At 56.2% G+C, this 19,325-nt stretch carries 20 protein-coding genes; 9 read left to right on the top strand and 11 right to left on the bottom strand.

Annotation, left to right across the window (positions count from 1 at the left end):
- Nucleotides 1–186: 186 nt before the first annotated feature.
- Nucleotides 187–1,014, bottom strand: a complete 828-nt coding sequence (locus M0651_RS00605; protein WP_248550285.1) for an AraC family transcriptional regulator — start codon at nt 1,012–1,014, stop codon at nt 187–189.
- Between the two features lie 466 nt (nt 1,015–1,480).
- Here M0651_RS00605 and M0651_RS00600 point away from each other — a divergent pair, with 466 nt between their 5' ends.
- From M0651_RS00600 to M0651_RS00585, 4 genes are all read left to right on the top strand, one after another.
- Nucleotides 1,481–2,647, top strand: coding sequence for a Gfo/Idh/MocA family protein (locus M0651_RS00600; protein ID WP_248549926.1), 1,167 nt, complete (start codon nt 1,481–1,483; stop codon nt 2,645–2,647).
- Nucleotides 2,648–2,998: 351 nt separating this feature from the next.
- A complete protein-coding gene (locus M0651_RS00595; protein WP_248550284.1) occupies nt 2,999–3,847 on the top strand; it encodes a sugar phosphate isomerase/epimerase family protein in 849 nt (282 codons plus the stop codon).
- Between the two features lie 4 nt (nt 3,848–3,851).
- On the top strand, nt 3,852–4,970 hold the full coding sequence (locus M0651_RS00590; protein ID WP_248549925.1) for a Gfo/Idh/MocA family protein: 1,119 nt from the start codon (nt 3,852–3,854) through the stop codon (nt 4,968–4,970).
- Nucleotides 4,971–4,989: 19 nt separating this feature from the next.
- Nucleotides 4,990–6,015 (top strand): Gfo/Idh/MocA family protein, encoded by a 1,026-nt coding sequence (locus tag M0651_RS00585; protein WP_248549924.1) that lies wholly within the window; start codon nt 4,990–4,992, stop codon nt 6,013–6,015.
- Between the two features lie 141 nt (nt 6,016–6,156).
- Here M0651_RS00585 and M0651_RS00580 read toward each other — a convergent pair whose 3' ends face one another.
- The 8 genes from M0651_RS00580 to M0651_RS00545 all read right to left on the bottom strand — a co-directional run bounded on the left by M0651_RS00580 (nt 6,157) and on the right by M0651_RS00545 (nt 16,377).
- Nucleotides 6,157–6,348 carry a hypothetical protein gene (locus tag M0651_RS00580; protein ID WP_240271569.1) on the bottom strand — a complete coding sequence of 64 codons (192 nt, stop codon included), beginning with the start codon at nt 6,346–6,348 and terminating at the stop codon, nt 6,157–6,159.
- A gap of 221 nt (nt 6,349–6,569) precedes the next feature.
- Entirely contained in the window at nt 6,570–7,547 is a 978-nt protein-coding gene (locus tag M0651_RS00575) for an aldo/keto reductase (RefSeq protein WP_248549923.1), read from the bottom strand.
- Between the two features lie 84 nt (nt 7,548–7,631).
- Nucleotides 7,632–10,040, bottom strand: coding sequence for a glycoside hydrolase family 65 protein (locus tag M0651_RS00570; protein WP_248549922.1), 2,409 nt, complete (start codon nt 10,038–10,040; stop codon nt 7,632–7,634).
- Nucleotides 10,037–11,149, bottom strand: coding sequence for a carbohydrate ABC transporter permease (locus M0651_RS00565; RefSeq protein ID WP_248549921.1), 1,113 nt, complete (start codon nt 11,147–11,149; stop codon nt 10,037–10,039). Before M0651_RS00565 ends, M0651_RS00570 begins: the two co-directional genes overlap by 4 nt.
- A complete protein-coding gene (locus M0651_RS00560; RefSeq protein ID WP_248549920.1) occupies nt 11,149–12,234 on the bottom strand; it encodes a carbohydrate ABC transporter permease in 1,086 nt (361 codons plus the stop codon). The genes M0651_RS00565 and M0651_RS00560 overlap by 1 nt, the downstream gene beginning before the upstream one ends.
- A 183-nt stretch (nt 12,235–12,417) precedes the next feature.
- Complete coding sequence (locus M0651_RS00555; RefSeq protein WP_248549919.1) at nt 12,418–13,836, bottom strand: ABC transporter substrate-binding protein; 1,419 nt, start codon at nt 13,834–13,836, stop codon at nt 12,418–12,420.
- A 289-nt stretch (nt 13,837–14,125) separates the two neighbouring features.
- Complete coding sequence (locus tag M0651_RS00550; RefSeq protein WP_248549918.1) at nt 14,126–15,157, bottom strand: LacI family DNA-binding transcriptional regulator; 1,032 nt, start codon at nt 15,155–15,157, stop codon at nt 14,126–14,128.
- Between the two features lie 512 nt (nt 15,158–15,669).
- A complete protein-coding gene (locus tag M0651_RS00545; RefSeq protein WP_248549917.1) occupies nt 15,670–16,377 on the bottom strand; it encodes a DUF6273 domain-containing protein in 708 nt (235 codons plus the stop codon).
- 168 nt (nt 16,378–16,545) lie between these two features.
- Between M0651_RS00545 and M0651_RS00540 the strand changes: the two genes are divergently transcribed.
- Genes M0651_RS00540 through M0651_RS00525 form a run of 4 tightly spaced genes read left to right on the top strand, consistent with a single transcriptional unit; the run spans nt 16,546 to nt 18,157 of the window.
- The gene (locus M0651_RS00540; protein WP_248549916.1) at nt 16,546–16,902 is read left to right on the top strand and encodes a PadR family transcriptional regulator; all 357 of its coding nucleotides are present in this window, start codon (nt 16,546–16,548) and stop codon (nt 16,900–16,902) included.
- Nucleotides 16,899–17,195 (top strand): permease prefix domain 1-containing protein, encoded by a 297-nt coding sequence (locus M0651_RS00535; protein ID WP_248549915.1) that lies wholly within the window; start codon nt 16,899–16,901, stop codon nt 17,193–17,195. Before M0651_RS00540 ends, M0651_RS00535 begins: the two co-directional genes overlap by 4 nt.
- Complete coding sequence (locus M0651_RS00530) at nt 17,192–17,557, top strand: hypothetical protein (protein ID WP_248549914.1); 366 nt, start codon at nt 17,192–17,194, stop codon at nt 17,555–17,557. Before M0651_RS00535 ends, M0651_RS00530 begins: the two co-directional genes overlap by 4 nt.
- 6 nt (nt 17,558–17,563) lie before the next feature.
- A complete protein-coding gene (locus M0651_RS00525) occupies nt 17,564–18,157 on the top strand; it encodes a DUF4825 domain-containing protein (protein WP_248549913.1) in 594 nt (197 codons plus the stop codon).
- 146 nt (nt 18,158–18,303) lie between these two features.
- On the opposite strand, the gene M0651_RS00520 is transcribed toward M0651_RS00525, so the two are convergent.
- A complete protein-coding gene (locus M0651_RS00520; RefSeq protein WP_248549912.1) occupies nt 18,304–18,477 on the bottom strand; it encodes a hypothetical protein in 174 nt (57 codons plus the stop codon).
- Nucleotides 18,478–18,479: 2 nt separating this feature from the next.
- The gene (locus M0651_RS00515) at nt 18,480–18,824 is read right to left on the bottom strand and encodes a DUF1492 domain-containing protein (protein ID WP_178024568.1); all 345 of its coding nucleotides are present in this window, start codon (nt 18,822–18,824) and stop codon (nt 18,480–18,482) included.
- 179 nt (nt 18,825–19,003) lie between these two features.
- Here M0651_RS00515 and M0651_RS00510 point away from each other — a divergent pair, with 179 nt between their 5' ends.
- Nucleotides 19,004–19,228, top strand: coding sequence for a hypothetical protein (locus M0651_RS00510; protein WP_240270921.1), 225 nt, complete (start codon nt 19,004–19,006; stop codon nt 19,226–19,228).
- The last annotated feature ends 97 nt before the right edge of the window (nt 19,229–19,325 follow it).

Here is a 19,325-nt window from a genome sequence, read left to right as displayed (position 1 = left end):
GATGTTTTTTCTATCCTCATTCTAAAAAACAGCCCTGTCCCACAGCCATACCGCATTGTAATGATTCATGCAGGAAAACGCCTTACATCGAAGGTTGGCACAAAAAAGCCCGCTCCCTGCACATCTAAGCGTGCGTGGGGTGCGGGCGGTGCGGTTGGAGATCAGTTGGCGTATGTACGGTGCAGACTACCTTGTGCATGCCCGATAGACGGTAGGCGAGATCCCGGCATGACTCTTGAACTGGCGGGAAAAATGCGCCAGCTGCATACCCAGCCGTTCGGCAATGTCGGCGATGCTGTCGTCGGTGAAGGTCAGCAGCCGTTTGGCCTCCTCCATCCGTTTGCGCTGCACGTAATGCATGGGGGTGACGCCCATGATTTTTTTGAAATAAGGAATAAAATAATTCGGATGCAAATGGACGATGTCGGCCAGCGTTTCGATTTCAATCGGCCCGTACAAATGCTCTTGGATGTATTTCAGCACGCAGCTCAGCTTGTTCCGTTCCGTAAACTGCATATAGTCCTTCAAATAATCACGGTAACCGCCCTCCTCCAGGCAGCAGGCGAGCAGGTTCAGCAGACAAGCCTGCATGCGCAAACCGGCAAAAGGGCCGCCAGATTGAAATTGGCGGATCATTTCGTCGAAGGTGGCGCGGACGTACTCGGGATTTCCGGCATCACTGATGTATAGCTTGCTTCCGGCGTGGAACAGTGGCCATTCCCCCACCTGGGCGTCGAAATGACAGAAATACCGCGTATAGGGATCGTCCGGGTTCGTATACGTCGTTTGGCTGGTCCCCGCCGGCATAATCATCAGCTGGCCCGGCCGAGGGTAATACGTCTCCCCGTTGATGATCACCGAGCCTTCCCCTTCCGCAATAAAATACAGCCGGTTGAAGCTAGGAGCCAGCTCCGTCCGGTTCCAGCCGGGAAAACCGCTTCGCAGCTGCGCATGTGTCACGGTTACAGTCAAGCTCTCGGGCAAGCGCCCGGCGAGCAGATCCACCTCATTCATCATTCACCCATTCCCCTTGTCCGATTGTAAGCCTTTCCAATCCCCAAGATTCTGATCTCATTGTAACATCCTCATTTATCGAATACACCTTAATTTTGCGCAAAACCGTCTTAATCCGTGCCATTCTCAACCCTTACGTTTCAAGCTAAGCTAAAAGCGACAGGACTACATAAAGCTGACAGGATATTTAGTATGAGGTTCATTCACTTCATCGAGCCGGCCTCGTGATTCGAAGATGACTTTTTGAACTACCACTTCAATGAAGGTTCAAAACGTCAGGTTTGGAGCACCGAGAAGGTTGGATGAAGCTAGGGGCTGAGTAGCGGAGCGTACGTTGAGGTACGTGAGCAACGGAAGACCCGGCTGAATTCAAGATTCGACGTCGAGTTCGCTTCATCGAATCGGCCTCGTGATCCGAAGATGACTTTTTGAACTACCACTAAGAGAAAGGCAGGGAGCGATTTATATGGACAAAATACGTTTCGCCATCATCGGCATCGGCAATATGGGCACATCCCATGCGTTAAACCTCTGCGGCGGCGAGATTCGGGGCGCAGAGCTGACCGCCGTATGCGACACCAACCCCGAGCGATTGAAGTGGGTGAAGGAGCATTTGCCGGAGTCGGTGCAGTTCTTTGATACACCGGAAGCGTTATTTGCTTCGAGAGCGATGGACGCCGTGCTGATCGCCACGCCACATTATGATCATCCGACGCTGGCGGTGCAGGCTTTTGAGAGCGGTTACCATGTACTCGTGGAGAAGCCGGCCGGCGTATTCACTAAGGCGGTCCGCGAGATGAATGAAGCGGCCGCGAAGTCCGGCAAACAGTTCGGCATCATGTACAACCAGCGGACCAACCCGCTGTACGCCAAGCTGCGCGACCTTGTGTTGTCCGGCGAGCTGGGAACGATCCGCCGCACGAACTGGATCATCACGAACTGGTACCGCTCGCAGAGCTATTACGACTCCGGCGGTTGGCGCGCCACCTGGGCCGGAGAAGGCGGCGGCGTGCTGCTGAACCAGGACCCGCACCAGCTCGACCTGTGGCAGTGGACGACCGGGATGATGCCGAAGCGGGTCCGCGCGTTTTGCCATTTCGGCAAGTACCGCAACATCGAAGTGGAAGACGACGTGACCGCCTATGTGGAATATGAAAACGGCGCCACCGGCTTGTTCGTCACCACGACCGGCGAAGCGCCGGGGACGAACCGCTTCGAGTTGTCCGGCGACAACGGCAAAATCGTCGTGGAGGACGGCAAGCTCACGTTCTGGCGGCTGCGTGTGCCCGAGCCGCAGTTCAATGCGGAATATACCGGCGGCTTCGGCCAGCCGGAATGCTGGAAATGCGAAATCCCGGTAAGCGGCGGCGACGGACCGCAGCATAAGGGGATTTTGCAGAACTTCACGAATGCGCTGCTACGCGGCGAGAAGCTGCTGGCCCCAGGCGAGGAGGGCATCCACGGCCTGACGCTTTCCAATGCCATGCACCTGTCGGCCTGGACCGACGATTGGGTAGACCTCCCGCTGGATGAGGATCTATTCTACGCTAAGCTGCAAGAGAAGATCCAAGCCTCCTCGTTCCGCAAGGACGGCGGCAGCGGCAAGGTGCTGGACGTGTCGGGCACGCATTAAGCGGCGTGGGACCGGGATGGGATGATCCCGGCAAGCACGGAGCTGAGCATGACCCGGGCGGGGCTCTCGTGCACGCACTACGCGGCGGAAGTCCCGCCACATTGGCTACTTCCGGGCAAATAGCGGACTTTTTTTCCTCTATTTGCTCCAAAACCGCCCTTTGCGCCGGAATAAGGGCATAATTGGGCCTTATTTTCCTGAAATTCGCAAGTTTCGCCCGTTTTGCATGAGTCTCCATCAAAATAAGGACAAAAAAGTCCCTTATTTCACCGCATTCGTTTAGAACATGCAAAATAAGGCCATTTTTTACCTTTATTTAACTTTTGCTTCAAGGAGGAGCGATAGCCCATGTTGAAATTGTCCGTATTTACCGTATCTACCCCGGACTTGACGCCGGAGGAGCTGGTACAAGCCGCGCGGGAAGCCGGACTCCACGGCGTGGAGTGGCGTTTCAAGGAAGTCCCTGCCGAGGTTGCCGGCGAGAAGCCGTCGTATTGGCGCAACAATTTGTGCTCGATCGACCCGTCTTCATCCGAAGAGCAGCTGCTCCGTTTCAATCGCATCACCGAAGCCGAGGGGCTTGAAGTGGCCAGCATCACGCCTTATTTGAACTCGCTGGATCTGGAGGAGACGGAGCGGGTATTCGCCGTCGCCCGCCTGCTAGGTGCGAAGTCGATCCGCGTTGGCGCAGCCGGGTATGACGGTTCGACGCCATATCCCGAGCTGTACGACAAAACGGTGCGGTACCTGAAGGAAGCTGAACGTTTAGCCAAGCAATACGGCGTCAAAGGGGTCGTGGAAACGCATCATCTGACAATCGCGCCAAGCGCCGGCCTCGCCCATCGGCTGGTCAGCCATTGCGATCCCGATCAGATCGGCGTCCTCTACGATCCGGGCAACATGGTGCACGAAGGGTATGAGCAGTTCAAAATGGGACTCGAGCTGCTCGGACCTTATCTCGCCCATGTCCACGTCAAAAACGCCGCCTGGTCGCAAACCGGAACACGCGAGGACGGCACCGCGGCCTGGCGCTGCGAGTGGTCGTCCCTGGCGGACGGCGTGATCGACTACAGCCGGCTGCTCCAGGACCTGAAATCCGTCGGCTACGACGGTTACCTCGGGATCGAGGATTTCAGCGGCCACTTCGGTTCGAAAGAGATGCTCCGCAAGTTTGCCGAGTTTATCCACGAAAGGATGTAAGCCGATGACGACGCCGATGGATCAACAACAGCAGCCCTCTTTTCAAGCGAAGGACGGGATGAGCTATGCCCCCAAGGGACGGCCGAACGCCGTCGTGAAACCGGGCGAATTCGTATTTGCCGCGGTGGCCCTGGACCACGGGCATATTTACGGCATGGCCGGCGGCCTGATCGAAGCCGGGGCGACTTTGAAATGGGTTTATGATCCCGACCCGGCCAAAGTGCAGACGTTCGTGGAGCAGTTCCCGCAGGCCGCCCGGGCAGACAGCCTCGAGCAGGTGCTCGCCGACCCCGAGGTACGCTTAGTCGCTGCGGCGGCGGTGCCTTCGGAGCGGGGTCCGCTGGGCCTCAAGGTGATGGACGCCGGGAAGGATTATTTTACCGACAAGACGCCGTTCACCCAACTGGAGCAGCTCGAAGCGGCACGCCGGAAGGTGCGCGAAACCGGCCGTAAATATATGGTGTATTACAGCGAACGCCTGCATGTGGAATCCGCCGTGTATGCCGGCCAGCTCGTTCAGCAAGGAGCGATCGGACGCGTGCTGCAGGTGACCGGTTTTGGGCCGCACCGGCTGAATGCGGGTTCGCGGCCGGAGTGGTTTTTTGAGAAGGAGAAATACGGCGGCATCCTTTGCGACATCGGCAGCCACCAAATCGAGCAGTTCCTGTATTATACCGGGTGCCGGGACGCGCAGGTGCTGCACAGCAAGGTGGCCAACTACCATCATCCCGAATACCCCGAGCTGGAGGATTACGGCGACGCGACGCTGGTCGGAGATAACGGGGCCACGCAGTATTTCCGCGTCGACTGGTTTACACCGGACGGCCTCAGTACCTGGGGGGACGGGCGGACGTTCATTTTGGGCACCGAAGGGTATATCGAGCTGCGCAAATACGTCGACCTGGCCCGGGACGCGGAAGGCGACCATGTCTACCTGGTGAATGCAGACGGGGAGCAACACTTTGCCGTGCGCGGGCAGGTGGGTTATCCGTTTTTCGGCGAGCTGGTCCTGGATTGCCTGAACCGCACGGAGAACGCCATGACGCAGGAACACGCCTTCAAAGCCGCGGAGCTTTGTCTGAAAGCCCAGCAGCAGGCGCTTCACATCACCACATCCTATTGAGACGGGAAGGGAACCTAAGATGCAAGAACCGATAGGCGCAGCCATCGTCGGCTGCGGAGCGATTTTTCCGCTGCATGCCGGGGCCGTGCAACAGCTGGACGGCGTAAAGCTGAAGATGGTCGTCGACAGCGATCCCTCCAAAGCAGAGCAGGCCGCTGCGGAATATGCCTGCGAAGCCGCGAGCGATTACCTGACCTTGCTGGAACGCGACGATATTCAAGTCGTCCACCTATGTACGCCCCATCACCTGCATGCGGAGATGGCGACGCAGCTGCTTCGGGCTGGAAAACACGTGCTGACGGAAAAGCCGCTCGCACATCACCTGAAAGCGGCGGAGGACTTGCTGGCGGAAGCGCGCAGCAGCGAAGCGCAGCTTGGCGTCGTTTTTCAGAATCGATATAACGCCGCGTCCCGAAAAATCCGCGAATTCCTGGATACGAAAATGCTGGGTAAGCTGATCTGCCTGAAAGGCATCGTCACCTGGCACCGGGACGAGGCTTATTATACCGACAGCCCTTGGCGGGGGCGCTGGTCAACGGAAGGCGGCGGCGTGCTGATTAATCAAGCGATCCATACGCTCGACCTGCTCCAATGGTTCGGCGGCGAAGTCGTCTCCATTCAAGGAAGCGTTACCGCCGATGCCCTTGGCGACGTGATCGAGGTGGAGGATACGGCGCACGCCAGCATCCGGTTTGCGGACGGCGTCCGCGGGTTGTTTTACACCACCAATGCATATTTGGCCAACACTCCGGTTGAACTGGAGTTGGTGTTTGAAGGCGGCACGCTGCATCAGCGGGGCGATTGCCTGTATTTGACCCGGGACGGTCAAGAAAGCCTGGTTTGCGAGCCGCCGGCCAGTCTCGACGAAACGGGAAGGATCACCGGAAAATCCTATTGGGGCTCAAGCCACCGGTTATTGATCGCCGATTTTTACGACCACATCCGGACAGGAACGCGATTTGCGATCGGCGGCGAGGAAGGCCTCAAAACGCTGCGGCTCATCGCGGAGCTGTATCGTTCCTCCCGGACGCGGGACTCTAGATAAGAACAGGCAACCAGAACAAGGGACAGGGAACTAAGACATAAACAAACGGAAAATGGAATATCGTTGCGTAGAGAGTAGACCGTTTCTTACGAGGGGCGGTCTTTCTTGCATCGGGGAACTTGCCGGAGGATAAAGCCGGGGTTAGAGCATTCTTCTCATCCTAGAGAGGATGGAATTCAGTGCCGAATGAAAGCCTATGGGCACCTTAGTTCGCTCGTTCCTTGGCTTCTCCCGCTCTCTGCGCCGGATTTGCTCGGCCAGCAAGCACCGGTCCAGCTCCTTGCGAAGATCCCGGATATGCTGTTTGGCAACGTCCAAATCGTTCATATACATCACGCTCCCACCTCCTTTCATCATCAGTTAATCATCACCATAATTGGATAAACATTTCCTGCTTGATCCTTCCCTATCATAACGCCGCGGTTGCAGCCGCGTAAGGGTATAAAACGCCTTAAGTTCTTTTTTCCCTCTTTCTCCCCGCAAAAAAAAAGCGGCCACCTTTGTTTTATGCAAAGGGGTCGCTTTTGTTCACGGCGTTCCACACGCCAAGTGCTTTATTGATAGAAATTGCGGATCCAGCGATGGGATTTCAGCTTGGCAACCTGTTCGACGCTTAAGCCGCGGCCATCGCCGACCGGCATGTTGCGCTCGACGTTGCGGACCGTCCGCATCCCCGGGATAACCGTCGATACCGCGGGGTGGCTCAGCACGTAACGCAGCGCGATTTCCGGCATCTCCTCCAGCGAAACGCCCAGGTCAGCGGCGATCTTCTGTACCCGGTCGAACACTTCCTGCTTCCGGTCGCCGCGGAAATAATGGTTGCGAAAGTCGCCTTCATCGAACGTCGTATCCGGCGTCACTTTGCCGGTTAAGCCGCCTTCGTCCAATGCGACGCGAACGATCACGCCGACATTGTGCTTCTCGCAGGCCGGCAGCAGGTGATCCTCCGGACTTTGATCGAAAATATTATAGATGACTTGAACCGTATCCACGACCCCGGTCTCGATCAGTTTGATCGCATTTTCCGGCTGATGGTCGTTGATGGAGACGCCGAAATGGCGGATTTTCCCCTGCTCCTTCAGCTTCTGTACGCCTTCCAGCCAAGAGCCCTGGCCCACCCACTCGTCAGACCAAACGTGGAACTGCTGCACGTCGATCGTCTCCAGGCCGAGATGACCGAGGCTTCGCTCCGTGCAGGCAATCACGTGCTCCGCGGTAAACGTTTCGTCGGCGGACACGCCGGCGCGTGCGGGCCATTGGCCGTTTTTCGGCGGAATTTTGGTCGCTACGTAAATGTCCTTGCCCTTCGCCGCCTGCTCGCGGACGACCTGTCCCACCAGCTTCTCGCTGTGGCCGTCCCCGTACCCGAGCGCGGTATCGATAAAATTAAGGCCCAGCTCAATGGAGCGGCGCAGCGCCTGCAGCGACTCGTCGTCGCTGGCTCCGATCCATCCGGATTTGCCGATCCCCCAGGCCCCGTAGCCGATTTCGGAAATCCGCAGCCCGGTTCGGCCCAGCGTTCTGTAATTCATCGTTTTTCCTCCTGTCGCGTCCAAAATGGTCCTACGCCCCCATTATACGCCCGCCGGACAGGCCCCGCAAAAGGGACGCGCACCTTAGTTACCCAGGTGGCCGCCGGCTGGTTCGCGATCCGCCGATAATTCGCGCCGGACGGGTGCCTCGGGACGAATCTCAAGCCGCTCGCCATCGTGCAGGATGACCAAGCCTTCCCCTTCCTGCAGCGTATAGGTGACCTGCTCCCGGTCAAAGAACACCTCGATCCGCTGTCCCCGGTGCATCACCTTAAACCGGCAGCTCTCCCATTGCGGAGGCAGCACCGGTCGGAAACCCAACCTGCCGCCACGGTCAAGCCGCATCCCGCCAAACCCGTTCACGACCGCCATCCACGAGCCCGCCATCGCCGCGGTATGCAGTCCGTCCTTGGCATTGCCGTTGACGTCGTCCAAATCCATCCGCACCGTCCGGCCAAAATAGTCGTAAGCGGCCTCCATCTCGCCAATCTCGGCGGCGATGATGCTGTGGATGCACGGCGACAGCGACGAATCATGCGTCGTCAGCGGTTCGTAATACCGGTAGTTGCGGATTTTCTCTTCCCGCGAAAACTGCTCGCCCAGCAAAAACAGCGCCAACACCAGATCGGCCTGTTTCAACACCTGATGACGGTAGATGACGAGCGGATGGTAGTGAAGCAGCAGCGGATAGTTTTCCGGCGGCGTGTCGGCGAAATCCCATTTCCGCTTGGACAAGAATGTATCGTCCTGCGCATAGATCCCCAATTCATCGTCATACGGGACGTACATCTTGTCCGCCGCCCGCTGCCACTCGCGGATTTCCTCTTCGGCGAGACCGATCTCCCGCTCAAGCCGGGCATACTGCAAAGGGTATCGTTCGCGCAGCAAACCCACCGTCTCGCAGGCATAGCGAAGATGCTCGCGGGCCATGAGGTTCGTGTAGGCGTTGTTGTTGACGATCGCCGTGTATTCGTCGGGCCCGGTCACGCCGTCGATGCAAAAAGCGCCGTCCCGGCCCGGATCGTAATGGCCGAGGTCGACCCAAAACCGCGACGTCTCGAACAGGATCTCGGCACCCTGCCGGACAAGAAACGCCTCATCCCCCGTCGCCTGGACGTATTGGCGGATGCCGTAAGCGATGTCGGCGTTAATATGCGCCTGCGCGGTGCCCGCCGGGAAAAAGGCGGAGTTCTCCTCGCCGCCGATCGTCCGCCACGGATACAGCGCGCCCCGCTGCGCCATCACCTTCGCCCGCTCCCGCGCCTGCTCCAGCGTGCGGTAGCGGAACTCCAGCAAGGCCCGGCCGATCTCCGGCGTCGTGAAGGTAAAGAAGGGCAGCACATACATTTCGGTATCCCAGAAATAATGCCCTTCGTACCCTTCGCCGGTGAGTCCCTTGGCGGCCATGCTGGTCCGCCCGTCGCGTCCGGCCGACTGCAGCAGGCCAAACGCGTTAAACCGCAGCCCCTGCTGGAGCGCGGGGTCGCCTTTGATCTCCACGTCGGCGCGGCTCCAGAACGCGTCCAGGTAAGCGTGCTGCTCCTCGGCCAGCCCGTCGAAGCCGCGGCTTTCGGCCAAGCGCAGCGCGCCTTCGCTTTGCATCAGCAGCTCCTCCTCCCGGGTATCCCGGGACGTATGGTGGCTGATGAATTTGCTCAGCGAGAAGGTATCCCCTCGGCGCAGCGCCACGTCGTACTGCACCGACAACCGCTGCCTGTCGTGCTTCTCCGACAGGCTATACGAAGCGGACGGCGGCAGCGCCAGCCGGTGGCTCATCGCGGTCAGCAGCGCGAAGCGGCTATGCCGCGTGCGTTGCTTGAGCCAGCCGCCGCCGCGCCCGTCGCTCCCCGCCTCCTCGAACAGGAGGCTGGGCTCCGTGCGGCGCGCCCCCAGGCGCGGGTCCCCGCCCCGGTCCGGCGGCCCCTCCGCTTCGGCGATGTCCCCGTCCATCGCCGAGCAAAGGGACACGGTGCCGGCGAAGTTCAGCGCCGTCACCTCGTAGTGGATCGCCGCCAGATGCCGATGGGTCAGCGACACCAGGCGGCGGATATGGATCAGCACGCGGTGGCCGGCCGGGGACTCCCATTCGACCAGCCGGTGCAGCACGCCGCTTTGCATATGCAGCACTCTTTTGTAGAACCTCACATGCCCCCGGTTCAGATGAAAGGTCTCGCCTTCGACGGCCAGCTTGAGGATCCCGGCGTCGGTCACGTTCAGCATCGCCTGGCCTTCGGCCGGATACCCGTACGCCCCTTCGGGATAATGGATCGGCGCCGTGTCATAAAACCCGTTCACGTAATTGCCCCGCACCGAGGCGCCTTCCTTCCCGTGGTACCCTTCCTCAAAATAGCCGCGCATTCCGATGTACCCGTTCCCCAAGGCAAACAAACTTTCCTTGCGCTGATTGTCCTTCTCGTCGTAAGCATCCTCGACCAGGCTCCATTCCCTTGGCAATTGCAGTGCCGCCGGATGTCCTTCAGACCGCTTGTTCATCCTTTCACCGAGCCTCCCATCAGCCCTCTGACAAAGTATTTTTGCAGCAGGAAGAAGATCGCGAGCGGCATCAGCATGGAAATAAACGCCGCGGACGTCAGCAGATGCCAGTCGTTGCCTCTCGACCCGACGAGGTCGGCGATTTTCATCGACATCACCTGCACGCTAGGCTGGTTACCGATGAAGATCAGCGATACCAGGTAATCGTTCCATACCCACAGGAACTGGAAGATGCCGATCGAAGCGAGCGCCGGCACGGACAACGGCAGGATCAACCGGGAAAAGATCGTGAAATGGCTCGCCCCGTCGATGAAGGCCGACTCGAACAAATCCTTCGGCAGCTGGCTGATGAAGTTATACATAAAGTACGTCACGAGCGGCAAGCCGAAGGCGGTATGCGCCAGCCAGATCCCCAGATAGCTGCCGTTCAGGCCCAGCGCAGTGTAATCCTTAAGCACCGGGATGAGCGCGACCTGCAGCGGAATGACCAGCATGGCGATGATCACCACGAACAGCGTTTTGCGTCCGGGGAACCGCAGCCAAGCGAACGCGTAAGCGGCGAACGAAGCGATCAGCACCGGGATGACCGTCGCCGGCACGGCGATCGTCAGCGTGTTCCAGAACGCCTGGGACAACCCGGTCCCTTTCTGGATCGATTCGCTGCCGTCGGCCAGCTTCAGCTTATATTCCTTGCCGGACAGCACGTTCTCGTAATTCTCCAACGTCAGCGCCGGTTTGAACTCCCAGCCTTGCTCCTGCACGTTCAGCGTGCGGGCCCGGCGGTTCTCCCAAATCAGCCGCTGGTCGTCGCTTAGCACCCCGGCTTTCAGCTCGTCGTCGCTGTAGGTTTGCCCGTTCACCTCAATCGGCTCGCGCAAGTCAATGTCCTTGGAGAGCTGAATCGTCTCCGCATTCGTCCATTCCCGGTGGGGGAACACGTTCCACCAGCCGGTTTGCAATATATCCGACGCCGGCCGGAAGGAGGAGATCAACAGCCCTAACGTCGGGATAAGCCATAATAAGCAGATGACGCCCAGAACGAGATTCACGATCGTTTTGCCGCGTTTGCGCTTGGTTCCTGCCGTACGTCCCTGAATCGTACCTGCCATTAGAATCCCCCCTGCTTGCGAATTTGCCGCAAATTAAAGAAGATGACCGGCATGACGGCAATCAGCAGGACGATCGCCAGCGTGGAGCCGTACCCGAAGTTGCGGTACATGAAAAACTGCCGATAGAACTGCGTGGCCACCACCTCAGTCCCGTATTGCCCGCCCGTCATGACCATGACGACGTCGAAGATTTTCAGCGTAAACACGATGATGGTGGTCGTCACCGTCAGAATGGTCGCGGAGATAAACGGGATGATGATGCGGAAGAAAATTTTGATCTCTCCGGCCCCGTCCACGCGCGCCGCTTCCAGGATGTCGTCCGGGACGCCCTTGATCGCCGCGGAGAAGATCACCATGGCAAACCCGGTTTGCATCCAGATCAGGATCAGGATGAGAAACAGGTTATTCCAGGGCTGCAGCATGCTGGTCCAGGCCTGGGCTTCTCCGCCCAAGGCAGTGACGATGGCGTTTAGCAAACCGATCTGCTCGTCGCCGGGTTGGTAATAGTACACGAATTTCCAGATGACCCCCGCCGCGACGAACGAGATCGCCATCGGCATGAAGATGATCGACTTGGCGATCTTCTCGTAGCTGCTGCGGTCGGCCAGGATCGCGATCAGCAGCCCGAACCCCACGCAAGCCAGCGTGCCGAGGAACACCCAAAGCAGGTTGTTGCGCAGCGCCGTCCCCATCAGCTTGTCGGTGAAGATCGCCGCATAGTTGGCGAGACCGACGAATTTCTCCGACGAAGCGTTAAAGAAGCTTAAGTACAACGTCCGGACGGCAGGCAACACCAGCAACCATCCCAGCAGAAGAACCGCCGGGCCGATGAAAATAAACGGCAGCACCCTCCGCCGAACCTGCTCGGGATACTGCTCCACCGCCCAGTTAAAGGTAAAGTAAAGAAAATATACGCCGAGCACGCCCCACAGGACCGCGCACACTGCGGTAAGCAGAGGATTCAGCGTCGAGTCGCGGAAGAAGCGAAATATCAATCCGTGCCCGGCGGCATTGGAGAGCAAAATGACCAGGGTGAAGATCACGGCCCTTAGGCTGACGGTTCGCTTGGCCTCTGAACTCATCATGACCCCTCCTAAAAGTTTGGTGAGCGTTACTTTCTGAATCGATTTCATGCAAAACTTCTCTGACCGGCTGCTTAAATGGATGGATTCAAAGCAAAGAGGGGCGGTGTACCGGAACCCACGTTTCGGTTCGCGCGCCCCTCCTGCGGTGCAGTATTATGGCATGTCGTTGCGACCTAGCTCAATTTAGTTCTTCCAGCCATCCTGAATTTGCGCCAGCGCTTCATCCAGCGTAGCCGTGCCGCTCACGTAGTCGGTCATGCCTTTCCAGAAGGTACCGGCACCTACTTTACCCGGCATGAGGTCAGAACCATCAAACCGCAGCGTGGAAGCCTCTTGCACGAGCTTCGCCATGCGGCGGTCAGCCTCGGACGTATACCAGTCCAGCGAAGCGTCGTTCATCGGCGCAATGACGCCGCCGGATTGAACCCATGATTTAATCGATTCGCCGGTCGTGAAGAACTCCATGACAGCCCGAACTTCAGGGCGATCGTTGAACATTGAGTAGATATCGCCAGCGACAAGCACTGGTTTGCCATATTGCTCATCAATCGGCGGCAAGTAGAACCAGTCGTAGTCCTCATCGATTTTCGCCGTTTCCGGGAAGAAGCTGGTGATGAAGTTAGCTTGACGGTGCAGCCACACCTTCGGCGGATTGTCGAACATCGGAGCCGGCGAGTCGCCAAAGGCCGTAGTCACGATTGACTTCGTTCCGCCATACACGTAATCCGGGTTCATCCAGATTTCCGACATTTTTTCCACCGCATGCTTCACTTCTGGAGAAGTAAATGGCAGCTCCCCGCTTACCCACTTATCATAGTTCTCCGGCGAGGTCGTGCGGAGCATAATGTCTTCGACCCAGTCGGTAGCGGGCCAGCCCGTAGCCGCGCCGCTTTCGATCCCGATACCCCAAGCGGTGTCGCCATCTTTGGCGATTTGCTCCGTCAGGGCCATCAGCTCATCCCAGGTTTGCGGAATGGTGTAACCGGCTTCCTCAAACTGTTTCTTCGGATACCACACCAAGCTCTTCACGTTGCTGCGGTTCCACACACCCGCCATGATTTTGCCGTCCTTGCCGTCCATCGTCGCCATGTCAAGCCAGCTTTGATTGTAGTTGGCTTTCAGCTTCTCCTGATCGAGAACGCTCGTAAGGTCAATGACCTTGCCGGTTTTTGCTACAGCAGCCAGCAAGCCTGGCTGCGGAAAATCTGCGATATCGGGAGCGTTTCCTCCATCCACGCGGACGTTGATGGTTGCCTCGAACTCCTTAGAGCCTTCGTATTGGATATCGATGCCCGTCTTTTCCTCGAAATCCTTGATGCTGGTCTCGAATTTTACCTGGTCGGCATCCACGAATGGACCAAACATCGTCACTTTGGTGCCTTTATATTCGCCCTTCAACGCGAGCTCCAGCGGCGAACCGGTGGCTGCTGCGTCATTCGTAGCGGTATCTTCATTCGTGCTCTGCTCCGTGGTTCCGGTGTTGGCCGGGGCCGCCGGTTCGTTATTTGCCGCATTGTTCCCTCCGCCGCAGGCGCTGAGGAGAAGCGTGAGCGATAACCCGCTAACGAGAAGTAAAGAAGTCCATTTTGATCTTTTTTTCATTGACCCTACATCCCCTTCGATTTGTTATATGAAAAACCATCTGAAGGTCTGGCTGACAATGGAACGTTATTCGGCAAATCACCTCCTTGCAAAGCTTTTCAGAAGCGGATAAGGCTCTGCTGAATCCGTTTTCAATTTTGGTATAAGTGTATGACCTGCCTAGATGGAATGTTCCGTTTTTTTGAAAAGCTTTTCAAAAAAATAGTGGAATTCGTGTCAGTAGTGATCGTGTAGATGGTGTTGGATCGTGGTGCGTTCATGTGGGTTGTGTTCACGTTGGTTCACGTTGTTAAATCGTGGTGGCTCGTTCCCGCGACGATTCGCGGACGATGAGTTTGTGTTGGAGGACTTCTCGGGGCACCATCACACTGCCGGTAGTCAGCAGCTCATGCAGCTTCTCCGCCGCGCGGTGGCCCAGGTCATAGATGGGTTGGGATATCGTTGTCAGTTTTGGAATGTACATGCCGGCCATGCGGTGGTTATCGAAGCCAACGACAGACACCTGTCCCGGCACAAGAATGTGGCGATCCCGGAGGTACGAAATCGTACCCATGGCAAATTCATCCGCGACACAGAACACAGCGGTCAATTGTGGATGGTCGGTAAACAGCTCGTGTGCAGCCTGGTACGCATGTTCGAAATAATGGCTGGCAAATTTCACATTGGCGATATTGGACGTCAGTCCGTATTCCGTCATGGCTCGGACAAACCCTTCATACCGCGGCGGTCCGGAAATCGAGTTCTCGTGATTAAACCCGATCATCCCGATCTGGCGATGCCCCAGTTCGATCAGGTAAGCGGCCGCGTCATAAGCAGCCGCCTCGTCGTCGACTTCAACGCAAGGGATATCGTATTCATCCGAATGAGAGGACACCATGACGAAGGGAATCCGGCAGCCCACCAGCTTCTCGTAATACTCCGGGAACATTTTGTCGCTGGCAAACACAATACCGTCCACCTGCTTCTCATGGAACGCGTCGATGTAGGATATCATCCGTTCCTTATCGCGGTCCGTATTGCAGATCATCAGGCTATACCCCAGCTTGTTACAGGCATCTTGCATTCCCCGGATCATTCCCGCATAGTACATATTTTCGATATCGGGAATCAACAGTCCCAGGGTAAAAGACTTCTTGTAAATCAGTCCGCGGGCGAACGCATTCGGCTGATAGCTCAGCTCCTCAATCGCCGCCAGCACCCGTTGCCGCTTGTTCTCCACCACACTGGCCGGGGCGTTCATCACGCGCGAAACCGTGCTTATGGAGACACCCGCTTTATTGGCAACGTCGCGAATCGTTGGTTTGGTTTTGTTTTTGTTCATGTCGGCATCCTCGATTTGAAAAGCTTTTCAATGCGATTATAACAAGGGGTATTTTGGAATACAAGAGTTTTTTGAAGCGCTTACAAACTTGAGGCTTCATGGAGCCTTTTTCCGTCTTTTCACCATTATCCCTTTGGGTCCGGTTGCGCATGGGGCTAGCCTAGTGTTCGGTTTCGTATGTTAGATACGTACCGTATATCCCTTCTGAGTCCGGTATCGGCGTTAACGTTGCCCTGTTACTCGGCACACTTCCCGCCACTTGTTGCTGCGCCGTGGTTCTAACGGAACCAGATGACGCTAATGTCCATTTCCCGCGCTATTTCCCGTTCTAACGGAACGTAGGGGCGTTATTGGACGCAAACCAAGCCCGCTGCGGTTCATTTGAGTCAAATAACGTCATCTGAATCCGTTAGAATTTCAGCCACATGTTTTCCCACCAAATAAGGGCTCTACGTTCCGTTAGGAACGGTACGAGTACACCGGGACCCCGCGGTAAAAGATCGATCTTAGCATCATGTTCCCAATGTTCCTCGCCCTAAACTCAACCTGATCGCCGGCCGCACGCCGTCTCGCGCCAGACTGACATTGGCATAACTGCGGATACTCCGCCCGGGACCGATAAATTGAGCGCGCGAAGGCTTATTGCCCTGCGTGCGCAGCCACCACCAGGAACAGCCCTCCTCCTTGCCGTTTCGCAAAACATAATTGTCATTCTCATTCTTATCGTATACGTAGAGGCTGCAGCCGTCGGGCTTCTTCAATTTCGCGTAGTCCGTCCCTACGGCGGTCAACCACGCTTTGCCGAGGACGGGGGTTAACTCCTTAATCTCCGTGACGCTAAGCAGAAACACCTTGTCCTCCGTATCCGGACTCTCTTCCCCGTTATCCGCACAAAGAGACGTTTGGATCAACTCCTGCTCTTCGGAGCGAAAAGCGGTATTGTAGAACTCCTCGTTCAACCATTGCCGCAAATCGCAATCGCGCCAAGTGGTATCCACCGCATCACGCCACGAAATATCTGCGCTCTTCCCGTGATATCGCTTGCAATCCAAGATCTCCTCGCTCAACAGAAACAACTCGCTTCCCGCGTTTTGGAGAACCCGCCATTCGATAGGCCGTACTTCCCCGTCGGCTGACTGCGGGTACGAGCCGAAAGTCATCCGTTCGCCGGGCTGAATGGTATGATTCAGCACGGAAGCAGGTTGGTTGCCTCGATCCATTTCATTTCCCCTCCTTTTTTCCAGTCTATCTATCTTACAACAGGTTCCCGGGGGGACCGCAACCCTAAAACGACCGGAGTGCTTCAGGATCAACTGCCTCCAACCAACTTCAACTACCTTGACACACATAGTAATATGTTTTACATTGTTTTATAAAGAGGTGAACGCATGAACGACAGCGCCATTAGCCGGGATTTGATCCGCGGCCATATCGATACGATTATTCTCCGGGTGCTGCTGGAGGGAGATAACTACGGTTATGAAATCATGAAATCCATTTCCGTCATCAGCCAGGGGCGTTACGAATTGAAGGAGCCGTCGCTCTACACCAGCTTAAAGCGATTGGAGTCTCAGCGGCTGATCGAGTCCTATTGGGGGGAAGATCGCAGCTTAGGCGGGCGGCGCAAATATTACCATATCACCCTTGCGGGAGCCGAGGTTTACAAAGCCAATTTGTCGGCATGGAAAATCTCCCGCGAGATCATCGACGTTCTGATCGAGAAACAGGAGGGATCCCCATCGTGAATCCGCTGCAAAAACATGTGGACCGCTTATTTGCCGGTTACCCGGCAACCGGACGTATCCGTGAGCTGAAGGAGGAAATCGTCGGTAACCTGGAAGCCAAGGCCTCCGATTTCATGGCCGGCGGTATGGATTACGAACAAGCCGTCCAAGCTGCCACGGCCAGCTTAACCCGCATCGACGGGCTGATTGACCAGCATCCGTTAATCTATGTGAACCGCTATCGTCTGGAGCTCTTGCAAAGAGTGCTGTTTTTTACGCCATTTTGTGGATTTTCACCATTCCTTTACGCATGATCGAACGCACGCCGCTAAGCTTCTTGCTCTTGGTGCTCGTTCTATTGCTTGGAATCCTTTATCTGGCGCTGAACTTCGTCTGGCGCGGCAACGCGCTTGAAGCAACTTCACCGCGCAATATCGAGAGGGCCCGCCGTCGAAGCCGAATCGTGTGGCTGCTGTGGGGCCTGTTCATCCTTGTCACCGTGCTTGCGATCACGGCCCTCCGGTTCGGCAGCAATATCTGGTTTGGCTATCAAGTGAAAATCGGCGGTCCGTATCAGTTAACCGTACTAGGCATCCAATACGCCAAGCCGTTTCTCACGATCTTGATTCCGCTGGCTTTCCAGACGTACGTTGATTTCGAAACACGAAGCGGGTGAACAGCAATGGTGACGCGGCAACGCCTCAGACGTCGGAATATCGGCATACTCGCCTTGCTCCTCGCCGGACTGGTCTGCTTTGGCGTGGTGGAAGGTGTCGCGCTTCCTCGCCAGGATCAGATGGAAGCCCAGTATAACGCGGCGCAGAATAGCCCCCTAACCCATGACATCGCCCGTACTTCCCATTACGCAACGCGTTACATGGGCAATGCCTCCAAAGTGACGGGGCTGTTCCGTTCCCTCCCGCTCGGGCCGATTCGTTCCTTTGCCTTGGATCCGGACGTATTCACGGTGCAGGTGAATCTGGATGCCTCGGCACCGATGGCGGAAATCGATCGCGATCGGGCTTATCTATACAGCGCAACGGCGGCTTTCGCTTATATCGATAACCTGGAGGCGGTGATTTTCAACGAAGGTTCGGTGGCGTACCGCGTGACTCGCGAGGGTCTGCTGACCTGGTACGGCTTGGATGGGTTTGCGGCCTTAACCGCCGACAGCGCCGTTTGGAAAACGGAGGTGCAAGACAAACTGGCGGAACAAGACTACGCGCGGCGGGCATTCCAGGAGCTTTTCCGCGAATCAAAAACTCTATCCGTTTAACGCTTCCTTCTCCCAATGCTTTTATCCGATAAAGCCTTTTGCCGTACTCATCTATAAGGGAAATCCAGGCGCCCCGTTCACAACCGGTTTCAAAAAAAAGTCGATCAGGAATTGGTTTCCTGACCGACTTTTGTTCGTTTCGTGCGTCATTTCTCTTCTTCCTGCCTCTTGATCATCTCCAGAAACTCGAGAATGATGTCGGAAACGGCGTCCTCTTCGGACATATGGATAAACTTGCTTATATGCACAATGTCGCCCTTAAACAGCTCGATTAACTTTAACGTCGATTCGGGATCGTTTTCCCTGGCCTTTTGAAGCAAATTCAGGAACTCATCATCATCCGGGACAACTCTTTGATCATCTTTCGTTTCCATTTGTTCACCCCTTGCTGACTCATATTCAACTCGCGGGCGACTTCCCCCTCCGTTTTGTCCTGCAAGTAAATCTTGGAGATGATCGTTTTCCCCGTCGTGGAAGGAAGCGCGTTGATCAGCTGTCTCACAACGATTTTATTATCAGAAGATGAGGTGAAGCAGGTTACGGCCGGCTCGACTCCATTGAATGAACATTCCCGTTTTCTGACGACTCTCGCTCTGTATTGAACCCTCCATGCGATCCGATAAACTTCTTTCCGGTATTGCTCGTACACGGTATGTTGTTCCTTCAAAACTACCTCCCCCTTTCATTTTCATCTTCTATGTATAGGGAATTTTCAAGGGGGTTTTCACAACCAAATTTATATAGGTAATTATGATTATAACATTTTTTCTATATTTTGGTTGTACCTAGGCAAACTTTTTTTCCCCATATCGTGAAGGGCCCAAAAAATCCAAGGAGGTAACAATTATGCAGGTCGCGGATATTGTGTCGTTGGTTGCCAATGTAGGTTTTCCGGTCACGCTTTGCTTCATCCTGATCAAATATGTGCTGCAAACCGTCGGCGATAAACTGGGCAAAATCGAAGTTTCCCTGCAGGCCCTCTCCGAGGAGGTGCAGCGGCTGGACGCCATTCTGGACGAAGACCGGCAGCCCTCCGGAGCCTCCGGCAATAAAGAATCTAGGAAACTGTGAAAATTCGCAGGCCGAAGGTTGTACCGCGGAAGCGGGCAAAAAACACCCCTATTTATATCTATGACGGGCCTGGCAAAGTTAGAACATTTGATGTCAG

This window comes from Paenibacillus mellifer (genome assembly GCF_023195895.1).
In the GTDB taxonomy this organism is placed as follows: Bacteria; Bacillota; Bacilli; order Paenibacillales; family Paenibacillaceae; genus Fontibacillus; species Fontibacillus mellifer.
Note: the sequence above shows the minus strand (reverse complement) of the source record. Positions and strands in the feature narration are given on the sequence as shown.